Annotated in this window: 21 protein-coding genes; 17 read left to right on the top strand and 4 right to left on the bottom strand. The window is 59.7% G+C overall.

Annotated features, from left to right (window positions below):
- The first annotated feature begins 137 nt into the window (after window positions 1-137).
- Window positions 138-767 (top strand): LysE family transporter, encoded by a 630-nt coding sequence (locus tag QMX91_RS06210; RefSeq protein WP_123587813.1) that lies wholly within the window; start codon window positions 138-140, stop codon window positions 765-767.
- A 127-nt stretch (window positions 768-894) separates the two neighbouring features.
- On the opposite strand, the gene QMX91_RS06205 is transcribed toward QMX91_RS06210, so the two are convergent.
- Complete coding sequence (locus tag QMX91_RS06205; RefSeq protein WP_098965556.1) at window positions 895-1,659, bottom strand: helix-turn-helix transcriptional regulator; 765 nt, start codon at window positions 1,657-1,659, stop codon at window positions 895-897.
- Between the two features lie 100 nt (window positions 1,660-1,759).
- On the opposite strand from QMX91_RS06205, the gene QMX91_RS06200 reads away from it, so the two are divergent.
- From QMX91_RS06200 to QMX91_RS06170, 7 genes are all read left to right on the top strand, one after another.
- Window positions 1,760-2,944, top strand: coding sequence for an MFS transporter (locus QMX91_RS06200; RefSeq protein ID WP_139054185.1), 1,185 nt, complete (start codon window positions 1,760-1,762; stop codon window positions 2,942-2,944).
- Window positions 2,945-3,090: 146 nt separating this feature from the next.
- On the top strand, window positions 3,091-4,773 hold the full coding sequence (locus QMX91_RS06195; RefSeq protein ID WP_027612200.1) for a fatty acid--CoA ligase: 1,683 nt from the start codon (window positions 3,091-3,093) through the stop codon (window positions 4,771-4,773).
- Window positions 4,774-5,110: 337 nt separating this feature from the next.
- Window positions 5,111-7,000 (top strand): DUF1302 domain-containing protein, encoded by a 1,890-nt coding sequence (locus QMX91_RS06190; protein WP_134787308.1) that lies wholly within the window; start codon window positions 5,111-5,113, stop codon window positions 6,998-7,000.
- Window positions 7,001-7,028: 28 nt separating this feature from the next.
- On the top strand, window positions 7,029-8,393 hold the full coding sequence (locus tag QMX91_RS06185) for a DUF1329 domain-containing protein (protein ID WP_027612198.1): 1,365 nt from the start codon (window positions 7,029-7,031) through the stop codon (window positions 8,391-8,393).
- A 202-nt stretch (window positions 8,394-8,595) separates the two neighbouring features.
- Window positions 8,596-11,328: a LuxR C-terminal-related transcriptional regulator gene (locus QMX91_RS06180; RefSeq protein ID WP_134787307.1), complete on the top strand. Its 2,733-nt coding sequence runs from the start codon at window positions 8,596-8,598 to the stop codon at window positions 11,326-11,328.
- 63 nt (window positions 11,329-11,391) lie between these two features.
- Window positions 11,392-12,036, top strand: a complete 645-nt coding sequence (locus tag QMX91_RS06175) for an MBL fold metallo-hydrolase (RefSeq protein ID WP_027612196.1) — start codon at window positions 11,392-11,394, stop codon at window positions 12,034-12,036.
- Window positions 12,037-12,153: 117 nt separating this feature from the next.
- The gene (locus tag QMX91_RS06170; RefSeq protein ID WP_007961595.1) at window positions 12,154-12,888 is read left to right on the top strand and encodes an OmpA family protein; all 735 of its coding nucleotides are present in this window, start codon (window positions 12,154-12,156) and stop codon (window positions 12,886-12,888) included.
- Window positions 12,889-13,142: 254 nt separating this feature from the next.
- Here the strand turns inward: QMX91_RS06170 and QMX91_RS06165 are convergent, their stop codons facing one another.
- Window positions 13,143-13,577 (bottom strand): DUF1043 family protein, encoded by a 435-nt coding sequence (locus QMX91_RS06165; RefSeq protein WP_027612195.1) that lies wholly within the window; start codon window positions 13,575-13,577, stop codon window positions 13,143-13,145.
- Between the two features lie 144 nt (window positions 13,578-13,721).
- Here QMX91_RS06165 and QMX91_RS06160 point away from each other — a divergent pair, with 144 nt between their 5' ends.
- The 3 genes from QMX91_RS06160 to zapE all read left to right on the top strand — a co-directional run bounded on the left by QMX91_RS06160 (window position 13,722) and on the right by zapE (window position 16,916).
- Complete coding sequence (locus QMX91_RS06160; RefSeq protein WP_097086289.1) at window positions 13,722-14,351, top strand: alpha/beta fold hydrolase; 630 nt, start codon at window positions 13,722-13,724, stop codon at window positions 14,349-14,351.
- Between the two features lie 24 nt (window positions 14,352-14,375).
- Window positions 14,376-15,731 (top strand): tryptophan--tRNA ligase, encoded by a 1,356-nt coding sequence (locus tag QMX91_RS06155; RefSeq protein WP_282412415.1) that lies wholly within the window; start codon window positions 14,376-14,378, stop codon window positions 15,729-15,731.
- 90 nt (window positions 15,732-15,821) lie between these two features.
- Window positions 15,822-16,916 (top strand): cell division protein ZapE, encoded by a 1,095-nt coding sequence (gene zapE / locus QMX91_RS06150; RefSeq protein ID WP_041074841.1) that lies wholly within the window; start codon window positions 15,822-15,824, stop codon window positions 16,914-16,916.
- 175 nt (window positions 16,917-17,091) lie between these two features.
- On the opposite strand, the gene QMX91_RS06145 is transcribed toward zapE, so the two are convergent.
- The gene (locus tag QMX91_RS06145) at window positions 17,092-17,988 is read right to left on the bottom strand and encodes a GlxA family transcriptional regulator (protein WP_171061848.1); all 897 of its coding nucleotides are present in this window, start codon (window positions 17,986-17,988) and stop codon (window positions 17,092-17,094) included.
- Between the two features lie 250 nt (window positions 17,989-18,238).
- Here QMX91_RS06145 and QMX91_RS06140 point away from each other — a divergent pair, with 250 nt between their 5' ends.
- Window positions 18,239-19,375 (top strand): acyl-CoA dehydrogenase family protein, encoded by a 1,137-nt coding sequence (locus QMX91_RS06140; RefSeq protein ID WP_003228064.1) that lies wholly within the window; start codon window positions 18,239-18,241, stop codon window positions 19,373-19,375.
- A gap of 104 nt (window positions 19,376-19,479) precedes the next feature.
- On the opposite strand, the gene QMX91_RS06135 is transcribed toward QMX91_RS06140, so the two are convergent.
- Window positions 19,480-20,520: an NADP(H)-dependent aldo-keto reductase gene (locus QMX91_RS06135; protein WP_282412414.1), complete on the bottom strand. Its 1,041-nt coding sequence runs from the start codon at window positions 20,518-20,520 to the stop codon at window positions 19,480-19,482.
- A gap of 244 nt (window positions 20,521-20,764) precedes the next feature.
- On the opposite strand from QMX91_RS06135, the gene rplM reads away from it, so the two are divergent.
- From rplM to QMX91_RS06110, 5 genes are all read left to right on the top strand, one after another.
- On the top strand, window positions 20,765-21,193 hold the full coding sequence (gene rplM / locus QMX91_RS06130; RefSeq protein ID WP_003228062.1) for a 50S ribosomal protein L13: 429 nt from the start codon (window positions 20,765-20,767) through the stop codon (window positions 21,191-21,193).
- A 14-nt stretch (window positions 21,194-21,207) separates the two neighbouring features.
- Window positions 21,208-21,600 carry a 30S ribosomal protein S9 gene (rpsI, locus tag QMX91_RS06125; protein ID WP_007961615.1) on the top strand — a complete coding sequence of 131 codons (393 nt, stop codon included), beginning with the start codon at window positions 21,208-21,210 and terminating at the stop codon, window positions 21,598-21,600.
- Between the two features lie 270 nt (window positions 21,601-21,870).
- A complete protein-coding gene (petA, locus tag QMX91_RS06120) occupies window positions 21,871-22,464 on the top strand; it encodes a ubiquinol-cytochrome c reductase iron-sulfur subunit (protein ID WP_003228055.1) in 594 nt (197 codons plus the stop codon).
- A complete protein-coding gene (locus tag QMX91_RS06115; protein WP_096797145.1) occupies window positions 22,464-23,675 on the top strand; it encodes a cytochrome bc complex cytochrome b subunit in 1,212 nt (403 codons plus the stop codon). The genes petA and QMX91_RS06115 overlap by 1 nt, the downstream gene beginning before the upstream one ends.
- Window positions 23,675-24,457, top strand: a complete 783-nt coding sequence (locus QMX91_RS06110) for a cytochrome c1 (protein WP_007917027.1) — start codon at window positions 23,675-23,677, stop codon at window positions 24,455-24,457. The genes QMX91_RS06115 and QMX91_RS06110 overlap by 1 nt, the downstream gene beginning before the upstream one ends.
- The last annotated feature ends 133 nt before the right edge of the window (window positions 24,458-24,590 follow it).

The following is a 24,590-nucleotide window of genomic DNA, read 5'->3' as shown; positions in this document are numbered from 1 at the left end:
GGCTTGCTCGCGAAGAGGGCGTGTCAGACCCATAAAGGTTGCCTGACACAACGCCATTCGCGAGCAAGCCCGCTCCCACAGGGGAAAAGCATTCAGGCGATGTGTTCAAGTTGATGATCACCCCCAGAGGAGCCCCCATGTACTGGACCGAGTTCTTGACCGTTGCACTGATCCATCTGCTGGCCGTGGCCAGCCCCGGCCCGGACTTTGCCGTGGTGGTGCGCGAGAGCGTGACCCATGGGCGTCGCGCCGGCACCTGGACCGCACTGGGCGTGGGCACGGCGATTTTCCTGCATGTGGGTTATTCGCTGCTGGGCATCGGCCTGATCGTGTCGCAGTCGATCGTGCTGTTCAACGCCTTGAAATGGGCCGCCGCCGCGTACCTGCTGTACATCGGCTTCAAGGCCTTGCGCGCGCAGCCGGCGAAAACCGTTACCGATGATCTGCACAAAGAGGCCGGCGTGCGCACCGCGCGCGGCGCGTTCACCTCGGGCTTCGTGACCAATGGTCTGAATCCGAAAGCCACTCTGTTCTTCCTGTCGCTGTTCACCGTGGTGATCAACCCGCACACGCCACTGGTGGTGCAGGCGGGTTACGGGGTTTACCTGGCCGTTGCGACCGCTTTCTGGTTCTGCCTGGTGGCGATGCTGTTCAGTCAGCAACGTGTACGTGCCGGTTTTGCCCGCATGGGCCACTGGTTCGACCGCACCATGGGCGCGGTGCTGATCGCTCTCGGCGTGAAAATCGCGTTTACCGAGATGCACTAAGAGCTGAAACCCGATCAAAACTGTGGGAGCGAGCTTGCTCGCGAAGGCGTCGGATCAGTCGATATCACAGGTGACTGGAAGATTGCTTTCGCGAGCAAGCTCGCTCCCACAGGGAGATGGGGAATTCCTACACGAGTTGGCTGAGTTTGCTCAGATTATTCAGGTACTCCCGGGGATTGTCCCCGAGCAACCGGCGAAACATCGCGCTGAACGCCCGCGCGCTGCCGTACCCCAGATCCCGCGCCACGCGCTGCACGCTGTCCCCAGCGAGCAGGCGCGGTAACGCTTCCATCAGGCGCAGTTGCTGGCGCCAGGCGTTGAAACTCATCTTCAGTTGTCGCTGGAACAGCCGCGCCAGAGTGCGTGAGCTGGCGCCGACCTGCTGCGCCCAGTCTTCCAGGGTGTTGGGGTGATCCGGTGTGTGCAGCAACGCCAGACAGATGTTCTGCAGGCGTCGGTCAGTAGGCATTGGAATGTGCAGCGGCAGGTTTTCCAGGCTGGCGAGCTCTTCCAGCATCAACTGCTGGATCAGCGGATTATCCGCGTGCGGCGGGCCTTGAACGGCGCGCAGGATCAACTCGCGCAGTAGCGGCGTCACCGCCAGCACGCAGCACTGTTGCAGGCCGGCCGGTGACAGCTCGGGGGCAATGAACAGCGAGCGCATCTGCACATCGCCGGACATGAATATCTCGTGCGCGACTTGCGGCGGAATCCACACTGCGCGGCTTGGCGGAATCACCCAGGCACCGAGGTCGGTGACCACCCGCATGATCCCTCGGACGGCATACAGCAACTGCGCCTCGCGATGCAGGTGCAGCGACTGGTGCGCGCCGTCCAGATAATCCCGGGGATAGGCGCTCACCGGACCGTGTTCGAAGTGGCTGATCAACATGTCGGATTCGATGACCTGGTTGGCAGGTATGCGCTTTTTCGCCAACTTAGCATAAAGCCGCTGACAACAATCCGCCCATAACAAACACAAGCGTGCCGCCATGAATCAATCTCGAAACGTCATTCGCTACGTCAACGCCGCCCATGTGATCGATCACATGTTCATGCTGATTTTCCCCGCCGCCGTGCTCGGCATGACCCAGGCCTTCGGCCTCGACTACGCCGCGCTGATCGGCCTTTCGCTGGGTGGGTTCATTGCCTTTGGCGCCTGTTCGTTACCGGCCGGCTGGCTGGGCGATCACTGGAGTCGGCGGCAGATGATGCTGGTGTTTTTCTTCGGCATCGGCGCCTCGGCGATCTTCACCGGGCTGAGCACCAGCCCGACGATGCTGGTGATCGGGTTGACCCTGATCGGCATTTTCGCCGCGATCTACCACCCGGTGGGCACCGCGATGCTGGTGGCCTACGCGCAGAATCGCGGGCGGGAGATCGGCATCAATGGCATGTGGGGCAACCTCGGCGTAGCGTTCTCGGCGCTGATCACCGGGTTGCTGGTGGCGCAGTTCGGCTGGCGGTCGGCCTTTGTGTTACCGGGGGTGGTGGCGATCATGCTGGGAATCGGCTTTGCCTTGCAGGTGCGTGAAGAGCCGATCCCGCAGCGTCCACACACCGCACTGAAGGGCGCTGCCGGGCAGCGGATTTCGATGCTCATGGTATTCGGCGTGCTGGCGCTGGCGACGGCCACCGGTGGCGTGGTGTTCAACGCCACCACCATGACCTATCCGAAGCTGTTTCAGGAACGTCTGCATGACCTGTTCGCCTCGCCGCAAACCCTCGGCGTGGTGGTCAGCCTCGCGTATGCCTTTGGTGCAGTCGCGCAGTTGAGCATTGGCCAGGTGCTGCACCGAGTCAGCCTGAAATGGCCGTTTATTGTGTTGACGCTGTTTCAGGCGCCGCTGTTGTACGCCATGGCGTATGTCGATGGCTGGGCAGTGATCGTGCTCGGTGCGGCGTTCATGTTCGTGGTGTTCGGTCAGGTGACGGTGAACGACTCGATGGTCGCCAATTTCGTCGCGCCGCAGTGGCAATCGCGGGTCTTCGCCCTGCGTTACTGCCTGTCGTTCGGCGCCAGTGCGACAGCGATTCCGCTGATTGCCTACATCGAACCGCGCCATGGTTTTGTCGGGCTTTACTTGATTCTGGCGGGTTTTGGCGCGTTGACCTTCCTCGCGGCTGTGGTTTTCCCACGCACACCTTCCGAAGCGGCTGTCGGGCAAACAGCCTGATCGGCGCTGAATACCGGCAAATGCTGGCGCAAAGCTAGCATTTGTACGGCTGTGCAAATCATTCCTTCGGCTGATTTGACTGGGGTATAACGGCTCTAGAGTAACGCTCTCTACGCCAACACCGTGCAGCCAGAAAAGGGATTCATATGTTGCAGACTCGCGTCATTCCCCCGGCCGATGGGGCCTACCAGTATCCATTGCTGATCAAACGGCTGCTGATGTCCGGCGCCCGTTACGAGAAAACCCGCGAGATCATTTACCGAGACCAGTTGCGCTACAGCTATCCGACCCTGATCGAGCGGGTGGCGCGGCTGGCCAACGTATTGACGGCGGCCGGGGTGAAGGCGGGTGACACCGTGGCGGTGATGGACTGGGACAGCCATCGCTACCTCGAATGCATGTTTGCCATTCCGATGATCGGCGCGGTGATCCACACCATCAACGTGCGTCTGTCGCCGGAACAGATCCTCTACACCATGAACCACGCCGAGGACCGCTTCGTGCTGGTCAACAGCGAGTTCGTCGGGCTGTACCAGGCCATCGCGCCGCACCTGACCACCGTCGAGAAAACCCTGCTGCTGACCGATCTGCCGGAAAAGACCGCCGAGCTGCCGAACCTGGTCGGCGAGTATGAGCAACTGCTGGCCGCTGCGAGCCCGCAGTACGACTTCCAGGACTTCGACGAGAACTCGGTCGCCACTACCTTTTACACCACGGGCACCACCGGTAACCCGAAAGGTGTGTACTTCACCCATCGGCAACTGGTGCTGCACACCATGGGCGTGTCGACCATCATGGGCGCGATCGACAGCGTGCGCCTGCTCGGCACCAACGACGTGTACATGCCGATCACCCCAATGTTCCATGTGCATGCCTGGGGTTTGCCGTACGTGGCGACCATGCTCGGGCTCAAGCAGGTTTATCCGGGGCGTTACGACCCGGAATTCCTCGTCGAGTTGTGGCGCAAGGAGAAGGTCACGTTCTCCCACTGCGTGCCGACCATCCTGCAGATGCTGCTCAACGCCAAAGGCGCGCAGGGCACCGATTTCGGCGGCTGGAAAATCGTCATCGGCGGGAGTGCGCTCAACCGTACGCTGTATGAAACCGCCAAGGCCCGGGGCATTCAGCTGACGGCGGCGTACGGCATGTCGGAGACCGGGCCACTGGTTTCCTGTGCGCATTTGAACGACGAGTTGATGGCCGGCACCGAAGACGAACGCACCACTTACCGGATCAAGGCCGGTGTGCCGGGGCCGTTGGTGGAAGCGGCGATCGTCGACGCCGAGGGCAACTTCCTCCCCGCCGACGGCGAAACCCAGGGCGAACTGGTCCTGCGCGCGCCGTGGCTCACCGAAGGCTATTTTAACGAACCGCAGAAGGGCGCCGAGCTCTGGGCCGGTGGGTGGCTGCACACCGGCGATGTGGCAACGCTCGACAGCATGGGCGTGATCGACATCCGCGACCGCATCAAGGATGTGATCAAGACTGGCGGCGAATGGATTTCCTCGCTGGACCTCGAAGACCTGATCAGCCGTCATGTGGCGGTACGCGAAGTAGCAGTGGTGGGCATCGCCGATCCGCAGTGGGGCGAGCGGCCGTTTGCACTGCTGGTGATCCGCGAAGGGCACGAGATCGGCGCGCGTGAGCTCAAGGAACACCTCAAGCCGTTCGTGGAATTGGGGCACCTGAGCAAGTGGGCGATTCCAAGTCAGATTGCCCTTGTTACGGAAATTCCCAAGACCAGTGTCGGCAAGCTCGACAAGAAGCGCATCCGCCTCGACATCACCGAATGGCAGGCCAACAACAGCACCTTCCTTTCGACACTTTGAGTGTCTGCTGGCGCGCCGAAACCGGCGCGCCAGACCCACCAAGCAAGCGCTTGGCTTGTTAAATCGAAAAATTCAGCCATCCTTGCCGTGCCGACATGTGTCGGACTGGCGAAAGGACTGTTCCAGAGTGGCCGGCAGCTGCAAATCACACTTTAGAGGGATCAAGCAGTACCCCCTGCTGGCTATAGTCCGCTCAAGGATTTTTAAGAACGGGGCACACGCACGAACAGGGGCGATGCAACTTTGGAGTGACGTCGGGTGGCTACTGGCTCCCGGTCTTCCAGGCGTTTTTAAAAGTACTCACTGCCATAACAATAATGCACATGGAGTAGCGTCGATGACATCAGTAAACCAGTTCTGGCGCCGGGCTAAACTGCCTCTGGCCGTCAGTCTTGCCTCTACGCTCGCCGGGCCCGCATTCGGCGTCAGTTTCAACGTCGGTGAAATCGAAGGTCAGTTCGACTCCTCGCTCTCCCTGGGCATGAGTATCTCGACCCAGCAGCCGAACAAGGACCTTATTGGTGTCAACAACGGCGGCAAGGGCCTGTCCCAGACCTCCGACAACGGCCACCTGAACTTCAAGAGCGGGCAAGCCTTCTCGAAGATTTTCAAGGGCATCCATGATCTGGAACTGAAATACGGCGACACCGGGGTCTTCGTCCGGGGCAAATACTGGTACGACTTCGCGCTGCAGAATCAGGACCTGGAATACAAGGACGTCAGCAACCACAACCGCGACGTCGCGGCGCGTTCTTCCGGCGGGCAGATCCTCGACGCCTTCGTCTACCACAACTACTCGATTGCCGATGAGCCAGGTTCGGTGCGTCTGGGCAAGCAGGTGGTGAACTGGGGCGAAAGTACCTTCATCGGCGGCGGCATCAACTCGATCAACCCGATCGACGTGTCCGCGTTCCGCCGTCCGGGTGCCGAGATCAAGGAAGGCCTGATCCCGGTCAATATGTTCTACGTGTCCCAGAGCATTACCGAAAACCTCTCGGCCGAAGGTTTCTACCAGATCGACTGGCAGAAGACCGTGACCGACAACTGCGGCACGTTCTTCTCGCAGCCGGACATCGTGACCACCGGTTGCGACGACAACCTGCGGGTACTGAACAAGCGTTCGACCATTCCGGGTATTGCGCTCGGGCCGTTGGCCAACGCTGGTGTCGACGTCAACGAAGAGGGCGTGCTGGTGCGCCGTTCGCCCAACCGCAACGCGCGTGACAGCGGGCAGTGGGGCGTTTCCGCCAAGTACATGTTCGACCCGCTGGCCACCGAGTTCGGCGCCTACTTCATGAACTACCACAGCCGTGCGCCGATCTTCAGCGCCACCGGCGCGCCCCAGTCGATCTATAACGGCGTCAAGGCATTGCCAGGGCCGTTCCAGGCACTGGGCCCGCTGGTCGTGGCAGGCAACTCGGAATACTTCATCGAATACCCTGAAGACATTCGCCTGTACGGTCTGAGCTTCTCCACTACCCTGCCTACCGGTACGGCGTGGAGCGGTGAAGTCAGCTACCGGCCGAATGCTCCGGTGCAGTTGAACTCCACCGACATCCTGTTCGCCGGCGTCCGTCCGCTGGGAGGCGCGTTGACCAACGCGTCGGTCCTCAACGGCGTGCCGGGCCAGGATCTGCACGGTTACAACCGTAAAGAAATCACCCAGCTGCAAACCACCCTGACGCACTTCTTCGATCAGGTGATGGGCGCCAACCGGCTGACCCTGGTGGGTGAAGTCGGCGTGACCCACGTCGGTGGTCTGGAAAGCAAATCCGAAGCCCGTTACGGCCGCGATCCGGTGTTCGGCCCGGGCGAACTGCCTGCCACGGGAGGTCTCAACACCTGCTCGCAGATCCTCAACACCTCCACCATCAACGGTGCCGGGCCGGGGGCTTCGCGCGACAACGTTTCCAGCAACTGCAACAACGATGGTTTCACCACGGCCACTTCGTGGGGCTATCGCGCTCGTGCCATCTGGGATTACAGCGACGTGTTTGCCGGTGTGAACCTCAAGCCGAACGTGGCCTGGTCGCACGACGTGAAAGGTTACTCGCCAGGCCCTGGCGGCAACTTCGAGGAAGGTCGCAAGGCCATCAGCCTCGGTCTCGATGCCGAATACCAGAACACCTACACGGCGAGCCTGGCCTACACCAACTTCTTTGGCGGCGACTACACGACCGTGGACGATCGTGACTTCGTGGCCTTGAGCGTCGGCGTGAACTTCTAAGCACAGTTTTTTCAGGACGAACACACATATGAAAATAACAAAGAGTCTGTTCCACGCGAGTGTTCTGGGTTTGTCGCTGCTGGCGACCAGCGTCATGGCGGCCGTTCCCGCCGCCGAAGCCGACAAGCTGGGCAAGAGCCTGACCCCGATGGGCGCCGAAATGGCCGGCAACGCCGACGGTTCGATCCCTGCCTGGAAACCGTTGGCGAAAAATGCCGGCACGGTCGACAGCAAGGGCTTCCTGTCCGATCCGTTCGGCAGTGAAAAACCGCTGTTCACCATCACCGCGCAGAACGTCGAGCAGTACAAGGACAAGCTTGCTCCGGGCCAGTACGCGATGTTCAAGCGCTACCCGGACACCTTCAAGATTCCGGTTTATCCGTCCCATCGCGGCTCGACCGTGCCGGATGACGTGTTCGCCGCGATCAAGAAAAACGCCACCACCACCAATCTGGTCGCAGGCGGTAACGGTCTGGAAAACTTTGACACTGCCGTGCCGTTCCCGATTCCGAAAAGCGGTCTGGAAGTGATCTGGAACCACATCACCCGCTATCGCGGTGGCAGCGTGACCCGTCTGGTGACCCAGGCGACTCCGCAAACCAACGGCTCGTTCAGCCTGGTGTACTTCCAGGACCAGTTCGTGTTCCGCGACAAGATGAAGGACTACGATCCGGCCAACCCGGGCAACATCCTGTTCTACTTCAAGCAGAAAGTGACCGCGCCGGCACGTCTGGCCGGTACCGTACTGCTGGTGCACGAAACCCTCGACCAGGTGAAGGAGCCGCGCAAGGCGTGGGTCTACGCCACTGGTCAGCGTCGTGTGCGTCAGGCACCGCAAGTGTCCTATGACGGCCCGGGCACTGCGGCGGACGGTCTGCGTACCTCCGACAACCTCGACATGTACAACGGTGCGCCGGATCGCTACGACTGGAAGCTCGAAGGCAAGAAAGAGATGTACATTGCCTCCAACAGTTACAAGATCGACTCGCCGACCCTCAAGTACGCCGACATCATCAAGGCCGGCCATATCAACCAGGACCTGACCCGTTACGAGTTGCGTCGTGTCTGGCACGTGGTCGCCACCCTGAAACCGGGTCAGCGCCATATCTATGCCAAACGTGACTTCTACATCGACGAAGACACCTGGCAGGCAGCAGTCATCGACCACTACGACGGTCGCGGTCAGCTGTGGCGTGTCGCCGAAGCGCATGCCGAGGACTACTACGACAAGCAAGTGCCGTGGTACGCGCTGGAAGCCCTGTACGACCTGCAATCGGGTCGCTACCTGGCGCTGGGCATGAAGAACGAAGAAAAATCAGCGTATGACTTCGGTTTCTCTGCCACCAAGAGCGAATTCCAGCCGGGCAACCTGGGCCAGGACGGTATCCGCTAAGCTTTGACCCGAGGCCGCATCCTCGAAAAAACGCCCCGACTGGTTCGGGGCGTTTTTTTTGGCGTTGATTTTTGTAGGAGCTGCCGGCTCTCGACAGTCTTTTTGTAGCCATTTGTAGCAGCAACCTTCATAACCGCTACGTTTAAGGCTAGGCTGCGGACATCTGCTACGCCGCCAACCGCCATTCGAACAAGAGCCGGCCATGACTGATCTGTCCCCACTTCCGGGTCCCGCAAGCGTTGCCGTCGCGGCACTGGACGGACGTTTTTTCCGTCCTCCGCTGCCGGACGGATACGTCTTGCGGCCACGTCTCTGCGAGCGCCTGCAAACCGGGCTCGGTGGACGTCTGTTACTGGTCTGCGCTCCGGCCGGGTTCGGCAAGAGTTCGCTGGCGGTGGAGTTCTGTCAGAGCCTGCCGGGGCACTGGCAAAGTCTCTGGCTGGGATTGAGCCCACGGGATAACGATCCGGGGCGGTTTCTCGAGCGATTGCTGGAGGGACTGCAGGACTACTTTCCGGATCTGGGCAGTCGTGCACTCGGCCTGTTGAAGATGCGCCAGCGCCATCAGCCGTTCGCCTTCGAAGAATGGCTCGACGGCTTGCTCGATGAGTTGGCCCTGCAACTGCAACCGACGGCGCCGCTGTTGCTGGTGCTCGACGACTACCATCTCGCCCAAGGCCCGGTACTCGACCGTTGCCTGCAGTTTTTCCTCAATCATCTTCCCGATGGCTTGCTGGTCATGGTCACCAGTCGGCAGCGCCCGGACTGGCATCTGGCGCGTCTGCGCCTGTCGCGCCAGTTGCTCGAACTGCATGAGCAGGACTTGCGCCTGACCCACGATGAAGCCCTGACGCTGCTCGATCGACACAGCAGTTCATTGCGCGGCGAAGCGCTGGAAAACCTGATCCAGCGCAGCGAAGGCTGGGTGGCCGGACTGCGTTTCTGGTTGCTTGCGGTCTCCGAGGCTGGCAGCGGGGCTCCGCTGCCACCCGCGCTGAACGGCGGGGAAGGGCTGATCCGCGATTACCTGCTGGAAGAAGTGATCGATTGCCTGCCGGCCGAGGTGCAGGCGTTTCTCTACGACACCGCCCCTCAAGAGCGCTTTTGCAGCGAGCTGTGCGACGCGGTGCGCGAAGCCCACGACAGCGCCGAAATCCTGCGGTTTCTGTTGGCGCATCAGGTATTTCTGGTGCCGCTGGACGAACACGGTCACTGGTATCGCTATCACCATTTGTTTTCCGATCTGCTGCGCAGCCGTCCCGTGACCCAGACGCTGGTGCCGGCGGCGACCCTGCACCTGCGCGCCTGTCGCTGGTTCAATGCTCAAGGGCTCCTCGACGAAGCGGTGGAGCAGGCCTTGCGCGCCGGCCATCTGGATGTCGCAGCGAATCTGGTGCAGAACCTGTCCGAGGAACAACTGCTCGCCGAGCAGAATGTGGGCATGCTGCTGCGCTGGAAAATGGACTTGCCCGACAGTCTGCTGATCAGCACGCCACGCTTGATCGTGCTCTACAGCTGGGCGCTCGGGCTGGCCTGTCAGCTGGATGCCGCTGAAGAGCTGGCCAGTCATTTAAGTCGTTTCCTGCCGGCGCCTTCGGCCTCTGCGCAGAAGTCGATGCTCGCGCAATGGCTGGCGCTCAGCGGCATCATCGCCCGCGGGCGCGGGCATCGTGAGCTGACCCAGCGCTATTGCAGCGAAGCGCTGGAAAGCCTGCCGGTGAAACGTTACGGGCAACGCCTGATGTGCCTGTCGACCTTGTCCAATCTGGCGATCGCCGACGGTGACCTGTGGCGTGCGCGGGGCTTGAATCGAGAATCCCTCGAGCTGGCGCAGCGGGTCGGCAATCCGTTGTTCGAAGCCTTGGCGCATTACGACCGGGCGCGGGTCCTGCAATCGCGTGGGGAAATTCTGCGGGCACTGGATGAGGTGCATCAGGGTCTTGATCGTCTGCGCGGGTTGTCGGCGCAACGTCTGTACGCGGTGCGTGCGCGATTGACGCTGTATGAAGGTTTTCTGCTGTCGATGCGCTTGCAACCGCAGCAGGCCCGGGCCCGATTGCTGAGCGGTCTGGCCGAAGCGCGGGCCTGTCGCGATATCAGCGTATTGATCGGTCACTGCGTGATCGCCCGTCTCGACGGCAGCCTCGGCGAATTCGCCAAGGCCTTCGCCGAACTCGCTGAAGCCGAGCGTCTGATGCATATATGGGATGTGCCGCCGATCTACTATCTGGCGATGATCACCCTGGTCAAATGCGAACTGTGGCTGGCGCAAGGCCGCACTGATCTGGCCGAAGCCTGGCTGGCACGACTGGGCCAGACCTACACCGGCGAACGTGCAGCCGCACCACCGGAATTTCATCCACAGCTGCCGCTGCATGTGGAATTGCAACAAGCGTTGCTCGACGTGATCAAGGGCCAGCCGATGCTCGCCGAAGGGCGGTTGAATGTGTTGCTGGAAAACGGTCAGCAAACCGGGCGCCAGTTGCTGTGTGTGATGGCGCTGGCGCAGAAAGTGAATTTGCTGCTGAGCAGTGGTCGCGAATCCGAGGCACGCAAAGCATTGAACCAGGCGCTGGAAGCGGCGACGGGCGGCGTGATACAGCCATTTGACGCCTTGATCAACGCGCATCCGGACTGGCTGCGCAGCCAGCTGCAAAACTCGCCAGCACTGGCAGGACAGCAGTTGCTGACGCATTTTCCGCTGGTGGTTGCCCGTCCTGTCATTGAATGTGGATCTGCCGAACAACTCAGCAGTCGCGAGCTGGCGGTGCTGCGTTTGATTGCCCAGGGCTGTTCCAATCAGGAAATCAGCGAGCAACTGTTCATTTCGCTGCATACGGTGAAAACCCATGCCAGCCATATCAACAGCAAGTTGGGGGTTGAGCGGCGTACTCAGGCGGTGGCCCGCGCCAAGGCGCTGGGGTTAATGATCTAGTCCCGCTAAAATCTTCGGCATCAGCGGTTTTCGCCGCCGTCGAATATTGATCAGGATTGCCCCATGACTGTTCCAGCGCCTGCGCTCATCCGCGAAACCTTCCCTGTCGGCCCGCTGCAATGCAACTGCACGATCATCGGCGACCCGATCACTAAAAAAGCCATCGTCGTCGATCCGGGCGGCAACCCCGATCTGATCATGGCGCGCCTCGATGCCCACGGTCTGAAAGTGGTCAGCATCATCCACACCCACGCGCATCTCGATCATTTCCTCGCCTCCGGGCAGATGAAGGAAAAGACCGGCGCAACCCTGCATCTGCACAAGGAAGACCAGTTCCTGTGGGACAACCTTGAAATGCAATGCCAGATGTTCGGTGTGCCCTACACGCCGGTGCCGTCGCCGGATCGCTGGTTGAGCGACGATGAAGAACTGGCCTGCGGCTGCGGCGTGGCGCTGCATACGCCGGGACATACGCCCGGTTCCATGAGCTTTTGGTTTTCCGAGGCTAAGCTGTTGATTGCCGGCGACACGTTGTTTCGTCGCGGGGTAGGGCGCACGGATTTGTGGGGCGGCGATCAGGCGACCATCGTGCGATCGATCAAGCAGCGGCTGTACACCCTCGACGAAGACGCAATCGTGGTTGCCGGGCATGGCCCGGACACGCGTCTCGGAGATGAAATGCGGGAAAACCCGTTCGTGCGCGCCTAAACATTTTGTCACGAGTGTGCAGCGGAATTTTTCGGCATTGTCATGATCCAACGCCCGCACAGGTCTATTGCCTAGGGCCGCTGCCACACAGAATGCGAAAAAAACCAGGAGCTCTTCATGTTCACCACGCCTCGTTTGATTATTGTTGCTACCGCTGTGGCCATGTTGGCCGGCTGCGCCTCGCCCAACCCGTATGACAATCAGGGGCAGGCCGACGGTGGCTCGCAAGGCATGAGCAAAACCGCCAAGTATGGCGGTCTCGGTGCGCTGGCCGGCGCCCTGGCGGGTGCCGCCATCGACCACAACAACCGTGGCAAGGGTGCCTTGATCGGCGCGGCGGTCGTTGGTGCCTCGGCGGCCGGTTACGGTTACTACGCCGACCAGCAAGAGAAAAAGCTGCGCGCCAGCATGGCCAACACCGGGGTTGAAGTGCAGCGCCAGGGCGATCAGATCAAGCTGATCATGCCAGGCAACATCACCTTCGCCACCGATTCGGCGAACATCGCCCCAAGCTTCTACCAGCCGCTGAACAACCTGGCGAACTCGCTGAAAGAGTTCAACCAGAACCAGATCGAAATCGTCGGCTACACCGACAGCACCGGCAGCCGTCAGCACAACATGGACCTGTCCCAGCGTCGTGCGCAGAGCGTAGCGACCTACCTGACCTCGCAAGGTGTCAGCGGTGCCAACCTGAGCGCCCGTGGTGCCGGCCCGGATAACCCGATTGCCAGCAACGGCGACGTCAATGGCCGTGCGCAGAACCGCCGCGTCGAGGTCAACCTGAAAGCGATTCCGGGTCAGCAGTATGGTGGTCAGCAGCAACAGCCGGGGACGGTTCAGCAGTATCCGTAAGTGAATGCTTGAGTGAAGAAATGCCCGGTCTTGTGACCGGGCATTTTTTTGGATTGCCCGTGCTGGCCCTTTCGCGAGCAAGCCCGCTCCCACAGGGATGGGTGTTGTTCACAGAATCTGCGTTCACCACATGACCCTGTGGGAGCGGGCTTGCTCGCGAAGGGGCCGGACCAACACCCTCAAATCATCAGATACAAAAAAAGCCCCCGGACAACCGAATTGTCCGGGGGCTTTTTGCTTGCAGCGAAGACTGATTACTTCTTCAGGCCATAATGCTCATCGAGCATGCCCGGCGAGTTCGGGGCTTTCGGTGCGTAGTCGCGTGGCGGCTCCTGATCGCGCGGCGGCGTCAGGCGTTCGCGCGGTGCCTGCGCGGCATCGGCGTGCAAAGCGGCGATCAGGCGTTGACGGGTCTGCTCGTCCAGGGCCAGGCGGTTGGCACCCTCGGCGAGATGATCCTGCACTTCCTGATAGCTCTGGGTCAGCTTCTTGACCAGCGTCGCGGTGCTGTTGAAGTGAGTGACCACCTCGTTTTGATAGCTGTCGAAACGCTCCTGGATATCATCCAGTTGACGCTGCGTGCGGCTCGGCGCGGCATTCGGTGCGACGCGAGCGATCAGGAATCCAATGGCGACACCCACAACCAGGGCAAGAGTCGGTAACAACCAAACTAAGAGCGAGTGTTCCACGAGTCCTTCCTCTATAAACGGCTTTGCTTTACGTTAACGGCTCGAACCTGCGCTGTATACCGCGATTCACTCGCAATAGATTGGCACAGACAATTTGCTAGACGAGTCGACCCGATTCGAGGTCACGGAGTTCCTTCCTTGCTGATGCGTGAAACCCCTGTAGTGATTGCCGGCCCAGTCGGCCAAATCGAGGCGCTGTACCTCGATAACGAGCAGCCAGTCGGCATCGCGCTGATCTGCCATCCAAACCCGGTGCAGGGCGGCACCATGCTCAACAAGGTCGTCTCGACCCTGCAGCGCACTGCGCGCGACGCAGGTTTGATCACCTTGCGCTTCAACTATCGCGGCGTCGGTGCCAGCGAAGGCTCCCACGACATGGGCAGCGGTGAAGTCGACGACGCTCAGGCTGCCGCAGCATGGCTACTGGAAAAGCATCCGGAGCTGCCGCTGACGCTGTTCGGTTTCTCCTTCGGCGGATTTGTTGCAGCAAGTCTCGGCGGTCGTCTCGAAGCCCAAGGCGTGCAGCTCAAGCAGTTGTTTATGGTCGCGCCGGCGGTGATGCGCCTGGGCGATCAGGATCAACTGCCACAGCACGGCGAGCTGACCGTGATCCAGCCGGAAACCGACGAAGTGATCGATCCGCAGTTGGTCTACGACTGGTCGGAAAAACTCCAGCGCCCCCATGAGCTGCTGAAAGTGGCAGAATGCGGACACTTTTTTCATGGCAAGCTGACCGATCTCAAGGATCTGATCCTGCCGCGTCTCTCGAATTGATTGCAGTCTGACAAGCGATTACCCATGACGAACCGTACCCGTATCCTCACCGGCATCACCACCACCGGCACGCCGCACCTGGGCAACTACGCCGGCGCCATCCGCCCGGCGATTCTCGCCAGCCGCGACAGCAATGCCGATTCGTTCTACTTCCTGGCCGACTACCACGCCTTGATCAAATGCGATGACCCGCTGCGCATCCAGCGCTCGCGTCTGGAAATCGCCGCGACCTGGCTGGCCGGTGGCCTGGATGTCGACCGTGTGACCTTCTATCGCCAGTCCGACATCCCGGAAATCCCCGAGCTGACCTGGCTGCTGACCTGCGTCGCCGCCAAAGGCTTGCTCAACCGGGCGCACGCCTACAAGGCCTCGGTGGACAAGAACGTCGAGAGCGGTGAAGACCCGGATGCCGGGATCACCATGGGTCTCTACAGCTACCCGGTGCTGATGGCGGCGGACATCCTGATGTTCAACGCGCACAAGGTCCCGGTCGGTCGTGACCAGATCCAGCACGTGGAAATGGCCCGCGACATCGGCCAGCGCTTCAACCACCTGTTCGGCCAAGGCAAAGAGTTCTTCACCATGCCTGAGGCGCTGATCGAGGAGAGCGTGGCGACCTTGCCCGGCCTCGACGGGCGCAAGATGTCGAAGAGCTACGACAACACCATCCCGCTGTTCTCCAGCGCCAAAGAGATGAAGGACGCGATCTCGCGGATCGTCACCGACTCCAAAGCGCCGGGCGAAGCCAAAGATCCGGACAACTCGCACCTGTTCACCCTGTTCCAGGCGTTCGCCACACCGGCGCAGGCGGACGAATTCCGCAGTGAACTGCTCGGCGGTCTGGGTTGGGGCGAGGCGAAGAATCGTCTGTTCCAGTTGCTCGACAATGAACTGGGCGAGTCCCGCGAGCGCTACCACCAGTTGATCGAGCGCCCGGCGGATCTGGAAGACATCCTGCAACACGGCGCGAAAAAGGCTCGTGCGGTGGCGACGCCGTTCCTCAACGAACTGCGTGAAGCGGTCGGCCTGCGTTCGTTCGTCAATCAGGTGCAAGTCGCGGCGACCACCAAAAAGAAAGCCGTGAAAGCTGCACGTTTCGTGAGCTTCCGTGAAGACGACGGCAGCTTCCGCTTCCGTCTGCTGGCGGCTGATGGCGAGCAACTATTGCTGTCGCGCAACTTTGCCGACGGCAAAACCGCCGGCCAAGTGACCAAGCAACTGCAGGCCGGTCAGGCGCTGGACATTCGCAATCAAGACCTGAGCTTCAGCGTGTGGCTGGAAGGCGAGTGCGTTGGCGACAGCCCGGCGTTCGCCGATACTGCTGCGCGGGACGCGGCCATCGAGGCTCTGCGCGTTGCGCTGACCCCGGTTCAGGACTAATCCGCGGCGCGGCCCGACCAAGGGCTGATTGCCATTCCTACGGGCCGTCGCTACAGTGACGGCCCGTTTTTGTTGCCTTGCTAACGAATTATGACGCCCCTAGAACGATACCAAGCTGATCTGAAACGCCCGGACTTCTTCCATGACGCCGCGCAGGAAACTGCCGTGCGTCATCTGCAGCGCCTGTACGACGACCTGATCGCGGCTGAGCAGAATAAGCCGGGTTTGCTGGGCAAGCTGTTTGGCAAGAAGGATCAGACGCCGGTCAAGGGCCTGTACTTCTGGGGCGGTGTGGGTCGCGGCAAGACTTACCTGGTCGACACCTTCTTTGAAGCGCTGCCGTTCAAGGAAAAGACCCGCACCCACTTCCACCGCTTCATGAAGCGTGTGCACGAAGAGATGAAAACCCTCGGCGGCGAGAAAAACCCGCTGACCATCATCGCCAAGCGCTTCGCGACCGAGTCGCGAGTGATCTGCTTCGATGAATTCTTCGTCTCGGACATCACCGACGCGATGATCCTCGGCACGCTGATGGAAGAGCTGTTCAAGAACGGCGTGACCCTGGTCGCGACCTCGAACATCGTCCCGGACGGCTTGTACAAGGACGGTCTGCAGCGCGCGCGGTTCCTGCCGGCCATTGCACTGATCAAGCAGAACACCGAAATCGTCAACGTCGACAGCGGCGTCGACTACCGTCTGCGCCACCTCGAACAAGCGGAGCTGTTCCACTATCCGCTGGACGAAGCCGCCCATGAAAGCCTGCGCAAGAGCTTCAAGGCCCTGACGCCGGAATGCACGGCAGCGGTGGAAAACGATGTGCTGATCATCGAGAACCGCGAAATCCGTGCCCTGCGCACCTGCGACGACGTGGCCTGGTTCGACTTCCGCGAACTGTGCGACGGTCCGCGCAGCCAGAACGACTACATCGAGCTGGGCAAGATCTTCCACGCGGTGCTGCTCAGCGGCGTCGAGCAGATGAGCGTCACCACCGACGACATCGCCCGGCGTTTCATCAACATGGTCGACGAGTTCTACGACCGTAACGTCAAGCTGATCATTTCTGCCGAAGTCGAGTTGAAAGACCTGTACACCGGCGGACGCCTGACGTTCGAATTCCAGCGTACGCTCAGCCGTCTGCTGGAGATGCAATCGCACGAATTCCTGTCGCGGGCGCACAAGCCTTAAACAGCTTCGGAATACAAAAAGGGCCTGCAATTGCAGGCCTTTTTTTATGCGACGCAGTACCCCTGTGGGAGCGGGCTTGCTCGCGAATGCGGTGTGTCAGCTAAATAGATGCCGACTGAAAGTATGCTTTCGCGAGCAAGCTCGCTCCCACAGGAGTCCTTGTGTCGTTCAAAAGCTACGCAGCCTGCTGAAACTGCTGCCGATACTGGTTCGGCGACAGCTCGGTGTGCTGGCGGAACAGCCGCGCAAAGAAGCTCGCATCGTCGTAACCGACCTCATAACTGATGGTCTTGATGCTCTTGCGGCTGCCGGACAGCAAGCCCTTGGCGGTCTCTATACGCAACCGTTGCAGGTAGTGCAGCGGCTTGTCACCAGTCGCGGTCTGGAAGCGGCGCATGAAGTTGCGGATGCTCATGCCGTGCTCGCGGGCCACGTCTTCGAAGCGGAACTTGTCGGCGAAATGCTCTTCAAGCCAGTGCTGGATCTGCAGGATGATCACGTCCTGGTGCAGCTTCTGCCCGCCGAAACCGATGCGACCCGGCGAATAACTGCGCTGCACTTCATACAGAATGTCGCGGGCCACGGCTTGCGCCACGTTGGCGCCGCAGAAGCGTTCGATCAGGTAGATATAGAGATCGCAGGCCGAAGTGGTGCCGCCGGCGCAATACAGGTTGTCAGCGTCGGTCAGGTGCTTGTCCTGATTGAGGTACACCTTGGGGAAGCGCTCGGCGAAGGCATTGAAGAAACGCCAGTAGGTGGTCGCTTCCTTGCCATTGAGCAGTCCGGCCTCGGCCAGCCAGAATACCCCGGTGGCTTCGCCGCAGAGCACGGCGCCGCGGGCATGCTGCTCGCGCAGCCATGGCAGGATCTGTGGATAACGGCCGCACAGGGTTTCAAAGTCGTCCCAGAACGCCGGGAGGATGATGACGTCGGCGTTTTCCAGGCCGCCGTCCACCGGCATCATCACGTCACTGAAGCTGTTCACCGGTTTGCCGTCGGGGCTGACCAGGCGGGTTTCAAACGCCGGTGTCAGGCCGTGGCCCAGTTGTTTGCCGTAACGCAGGCTGGCCAGATGGAAGAAATCCTTGGCCTGCATGAGAGTGGATGCGAAAACCCGGTCGATTGCCAGGATGCTGACGCGCCGCAAGGGCGTGGAGACTTGCTTGGACATAATTCAACTTTTGTTTTGTTTTTATAAGGGAAAGTGGTCACCAGACGGCTGGATCGTCTTATTTTTTGTCGGATGTGTCCAGTGTCCTGTGTCGGAGGTGAGGCTTAGTCTCTGAAGGTCATATCCCTCCAACAAGAATGAAAGGTGCCGCATGATCCCCAGAACCTTGTTCAGCTCCGAGCACGAATTGTTCCGCGACAGCGTACGAACCTTCCTCGAAAAAGAGGCTGTCCCGTTCCATGCGCAATGGGAGAAACAAGGCCACATCGACCGCAAGCTGTGGAACAAGGCCGGGGAGGCGGGGATGCTCTGCTCACACCTGCCGGAAGAATACGGCGGCCTGGGCGCGGACTTTCTGTACAGCGCGGTGGTGATCGAAGAAGTCGGTCGCTTGGGTCTGACCGGTATCGGCTTTTCGCTGCATTCGGACATCGTCGCACCGTACATCCTGCATTACGGCAGCGAAGCGCTTAAGCACAAATACCTGCCGAAACTGGTCTCTGGCGAGATGGTCAGTGCGATTGCCATGACCGAACCGGGTGCCGGTTCCGACCTGCAAGGGGTCAAGACCACGGCGGTGCTGGATGGCGACGAGTACGTGATCAACGGCTCCAAGACTTTCATCACCAACGGCTTCCTCGCTGATCTGGTTATCGTCGTCGCCAAGACTGATCCGAAGGCCGGTGCCAAGGGCACTAGCCTGTTTGTGGTAGAGGCGAATACGCCGGGCTTCGAGAAGGGCAAACGCCTGGAGAAGGTCGGAATGAAGGCTCAGGACACGTCGGAATTGTTCTTCCAGGACGTGCGCGTACCGAAAGAAAACCTGTTGGGTCAGGCCGGGGCGGGATTTGCCTATTTGATGCAGGAATTGCCACAGGAGCGACTGACGGTAGCGATCGGTGGTCTGGCCTCAGCCGAAGCTGCGCTGAAATGGACGCTGGATTACACCCGTGATCGCAAGGCGTTCGGCAAGGCGATTGCCGACTTCCAGAACACCCGCTTCAAACTGGCGGAAATGGCTACCGAGATTCAGATCGGCCGAGTATTTGTCGACAAGTGCCTGGAGCTGCATCTGCAGGGCAAGCTCGACGTTCCGACAGCGGCGATGGCCAAATACTGGGGCACCGACCTGCAATGCAAGGTGCTCGACGAGTGCGTGCAGTTGCATGGCGGCTACGGCTTCATGTGGGAATACCCGGTGGCCCGGGCGTGGGCGGATGCGCGCGTGCAGCGCATCTATGCCGGCACCAATGAAATCATGAAGGAGATCATTGCGCGCTCGTTGTGAGCTTTGCAGTGAATTGACAGGCCCTTTCGCGAGCAAGCCCGCTCCCACAGGTACGGAGTGATCTTTGTGGGAGCGGGCTTGCTCGCGAAGCTTTTAGCGGTCGATCAAGGCGCCGGGTTCGGATGATCCTTGTGAATCGCCTCGATCCCTGCCAGCACTTCATCGGAAAGTTTCAGATCAAAACTGGCAATGTTGCTGTCCAGTTGCGCAAGCGTCGTCGCACCAATGATGTTGCTGGTGACGAACGGTTGCTGGGTGACGAACGCCAGCGCCATTTGCGCCGGATCCAGGCCGTGTTCACGGGCCAATGCCACATAGCGGCTGCAGGCAGCTTCCGATTGCGCGTTGAAATAACGGCTGAAGCGGCTGTAGAGGCTCAGGCGACCTTTCGGTGGGCGAGCGCCACCTTCGTACTTGCCGGACAGGAAACCGAACGCCAGCGGCGAGTAGGCGAGCAGGCCGCACTGTTCACGGATGGCGATTTCCGCCAGGCCGATTTCGAAGCTGCGGTTGAGCAGGTTGTACGGGTTCTGGATCGACACCGCACGCGGCCAGCCACGGGCCTCGGCCAGGGCTAGGAAACGCATGGTGCCCCACGGCGTCTCGTTGGACAGCCCGATGTGGCGGATCTTCCCGGCCTTCACTTGTTCGTCGAGCGCTTCGAGGGTGTCTTCGAGCGGCGTCAGGTTGGCCTCGATCTTGTGCTTGTAGCCCAGCTGTCCGAAAAAGTTGGTGCTGCGCTCTGGCCAGTGCAATTGATAAAGGTCGATGTAATCGGTCTGCAGGCGCTCGAGGCTGGCATCCACCGCGGCGGTGATGTGCTGGCGGTTATGGCGCAGGTTTTTGTCGCGGATGTAGTCGATGGTGTTGCCGGGGCCGGCGATCTTGCTGGCGAGGATCCAGTCGGCCCGATCACCACGGCTTTTGAAATAATTGCCGATGTAGCGCTCGGTGGTGGCGTAGGTGTCGGCTTTCGGCGGCACCGGGTACATCTCGGCGGTGTCGATGAAATTGATCCCGGCTTCCTTGGCCTGTTCGATCTGGGCGAAGGCTTCAGCTTCAGTGTTTTGCTCGCCCCAGGTCATGGTGCCGAGGCAGATTGCACTCACGTTCAGGTCGGTACGGCCTAGCTGGCGATAGTCCATCGGGTGCTCCTTGGGCAAAACAATCATAAAAGCAGGTTGAAAATTTTTTCGCAATCTGCATAATTGCCGACCTCTTTCTGCAGTGGAAGTGATGCGCCGCCGCCGAAGAATCTTGCCGTTGAACGGACGCGCCGACCCGAGCCCCCGAAAGCGTCTGTATCCGGCTGCCTTTGACTTGTCAAAGTACGCACTATTCAGTAAGATCCGCCGTCTTATTTACAGGCGGCCCCTGAGGCTATAAAGAATGAAAACTTTTACTGCTAAACCGGAAACAGTAAAGCGCGACTGGTTTGTCGTCGACGCTGCTGGTCAGACCCTGGGTCGTCTGGCCACCGAAATCGCGAGCCGTCTGCGTGGCAAGCACAAGCCTGAGTACACTCCTCACGTTGACACCGGCGACTACATCGTCGTAATCAACGCCGAGCAGATCCGTGTAACCGGCGCTAAAACCACTGACAAAATGTACTACTCCCACTCCGGTTTCCCGGGCGGCATCAAGTCGATCAACTTTGAAAAGCTGATCGCCAAAGCCCCTGAGCGCGTGATCGAGACCGCGGTTAAAGGCATGCTGCCTAAGAACCCGCTGGGTCGTGACATGTACCGTAAGCTGAAAGTCTATGCGGGCGCTGCACACCCTCATACTGCTCAGCAGCCCCAAGAACTGAAGATTTAACGGAATAGTTCATTATGTCGGCGACTCAAAATTACGGCACTGGCCGTCGCAAGACCGCAACCGCACGCGTTTTCCTGCGTCCGGGTACTGGTAACATCTCCATCAACAACCGCTCCCTGGACTCGTTCTTCGGCCGCGAAACTGCCCGCATGGTAGTTCGTCAGCCGCTGGAACTGACCGAGACTGTCGAGAAGTTCGACATCTACGTCACTGTCATCGGTGGTGGTGTAAGTGGTCAGGCTGGCGCAATCCGCCACGGCATCACTCGCGCTCTGATGGACTACGACGAAACCCTGCGTAGCGCTCTGCGCAAAGCTGGCTTCGTTACTCGCGACGCCCGTGAAGTTGAACGTAAGAAAGTTGGTCTGCGTAAAGCGCGTAAGCGTCCGCAGTACTCGAAGCGTTAATTCGTTTCCACGTTCAAAAAAGAACGCCCGATTCCTCACGGAACCGGGCGTTTTTTTATGCCTGCGATTTATCAAAAGAATTGCGCTGTGACAACTTGCCACATTCGTAGACCCCCTATACTGCAAGGCTTGAGGGTATGAGCTCCGGGTAATTCCCTTGTCAGAATTGGGGCTTTTCATTACCATCTCGGCAAAATTTTTATAAGTAACATTGATTTATTTAGTAGATGCCTGATTTAACAGGCCACAAAGCTGATGGGAGAGGACTGAATGAGCAATGACGGCGTGAATGCAGGCCGGCGTCGCTTCTTGGTAGCAGCCACATCCGTGGTGGGTGCTGCAGGAGCGGTGGGGGCTGCGGTCCCGTTCGTGGGGTCATGGTTTCCCAGTGCCAAGGCGAAAGCCGCCGGTGCACCGGTGAAAGTGAATGTCAGCAAGATCGAGCCAGGACAGCAGATGATTGCCGAGTGGCGCGGCCAGCCGGTGTTCATTGTCCGCCGTACTGCGGAAATCCTGGGGAATCTCAAGAAGATCGAGGGCCAGCTCTCCGATCCGACTTCCAAGAACTCCACGCAACCCACCTATGTCGACCCTGAAGTGCGTTCGATCAAGCCGGAAATTCTCCTGCTGATCGGGATCTGCACTCACTTGGGTTGCTCACCAACCTTCCGTCCCGAAGTGGCGCCTGCAGATCTGGGTAAAGACTGGGTCGGTGGCTATTTCTGCCCTTGCCACGGCTCCCACTACGATCTGGCTGGCCGCGTCTACAAGTCGCAACCCGCGCCTTTGAACCTGCCAGTTCCCCCGCATTCCTATGAGACCGATGACCTGATTGTCATTGGCGTCGATACGGAGAAAGCGTGATGAGCAAGTTCATGGATTGGGTGGATGCGCGCTTCCCTGCGACCAAAATGTGGGAAGACCATCTCAGCAAGTATTACGCGCCAAAAAACTTCAACTTCTTCTATTTCTTCGGCTCGCTGGCGCTGCTGGTGCTGGTCAATCAGATCGTCACCGGTGTCTGGCTGACGATGAGCTACACGCCGTCGGCAGAAGAGGCGTTCGCTTCCGTCGAATACATCATGCGCGATGTCGAGTACGGCTCGATCCTGCGTCTGCTGCACTCCACTGGCGCTTCGGCGTTCTTCATCGTGGTCTATCTGCACATGTTCCGTGGCCTGCTCTACGGTTCGTACCAGAAACCACGTGAACTGGTCTGGGTATTCGGCATGCTGATCTACCTGGCGCTGATGGCCGAGGCCTTCATGGGTTATCTGCTGCCTTGGGGTCAGATGTCCTACTGGGGTGCCCAGGTGATCATCTCGCTATTCGGTGCGATTCCGGTGATCGGCAACGACCTGACCCAGTGGATTCGTGGTGACTACCTGATCTCCGGGATTACCCTGAACCGCTTCTTCGCCCTGCACGTCGTCGCGCTGCCGATCGTGATTCTTGGTCTGGTGGTGCTGCACATTCTGGCGCTGCACGAAGTCGGCTCGAACAACCCTGATGGCGTCGACATCAAGAAGCACAAAGACGAAAACGGTGTCCCGCTGGATGGCATTGCCTTCCATCCGTACTACACCGTGAAAGACATCGTCGGCGTAGTGGTGTTCCTGTTCATCTTCTGCTTTATCGTGTTCTTCTTCCCGGAAATGGGCGGCTACTTCCTCGAAAAACCAAACTTCGAGCAAGCCAACCCGTTCAAGACGCCTGAGCACATTGCACCGGTCTGGTACTTCACACCGTTCTACGCGATCTTGCGTGCGATCCCGGACAAACTCATGGGCGTGATCGCCATGGGCGCCTCGATTGCCATGCTGTTCGTGCTGCCGTGGCTGGATCGCAGCCCGGTCAAATCGATGCGTTACAAGGGCTGGATGAGCAAAATCTGGCTGGTGGTGTTCTGCATTTCCTTCGTGATTCTCGGCATTCTGGGCGTACTGGCCCCGACGCCGGAGCGCACGCTGGTGTCGCAGATCTGCACCTTCCTGTACTTCGCCTACTTCATTCTGATGCCGTTCTACACCAGGCTCGAGAAGACCAAACCGGTTCCGGAAAGGGTGACTGGCTGATGAAAAAGTTATTTTTTGCTCTGATTTTTGCTGCTCTGCCTGTGCTGTCTTTCGCCGCTGAACACGGTGGTCCGGAGCTGGAAAAAGTCGATATCGACGTGTCCGACAAGGCTGCTCTGCAAGATGGTGCGCGGACCTTCGCCAACTATTGCATGGGTTGCCACAGTGCCAAGTTCCAGCGTTACGAGCGGGTTGCCGATGATCTTGGTATTCCCCACGAAATGATGCTCGAGAAGCTGGTGTTCACTGGCGCCAAGATCGGCGACCACATGAACATCGGCATGCAGCCGGCGGACGCCAAGACTTGGTTCGGTGCTGCTCCGCCGGACCTGACTTTGGTGGCTCGCGTGCGTGGTACTGACTGGCTCTACGGTTACCTGCGCTCGTTCTACGAAGATCCGGCACGTCCTTGGGGCGTGAACAACAAGGTCTTCCCGAACGTCGGCATGCCTAACGTGCTGGTCGGCCTGCAAGGTCGCCAGGTGGTTGGCTGCAAGCAAGTGCAGATCGTCGAGGACGGCAAGAAGCAATACGATCCGCTGACCGGTACGCCGCTGACCCATGAAGCGTGCGATCAGTTGACCATCGTGCCGAAATCCGGTGCTCTGAACGAAGAGCAGTTCGATGAGAAGGTCAAGAATCTGGTAACCTTCCTGGCTTACTCGGCTAACCCGGTTAAGCTGCAACATCAGCGCATCGGTACTTACGTCTTGCTGTACCTGGCGTTCTTCTTTGTGTTCGCCTACCTGCTCAAGCGTGAATACTGGAAAGACGTGCACTGATACGCTTCAAGCATTGCTGTTAATCGCGCGCGCCCAAGGGTTCCTCCGATAACGCAAGGTCTGGTTCGCCAGACATTGCGGGAGGCGCCCTCTGGGCGCGCGCGTTTTTCCGGTTCCGATAATTTCAACAAGC

It is taken from the genome of Pseudomonas sp. PS01299 (genome assembly GCF_029960145.1).
GTDB classification, from domain to species: Bacteria; Pseudomonadota; Gammaproteobacteria; order Pseudomonadales; family Pseudomonadaceae; genus Aquipseudomonas; species Aquipseudomonas putida_A.
Note: the sequence above shows the minus strand (reverse complement) of the source record. Positions and strands in the feature narration are given on the sequence as shown.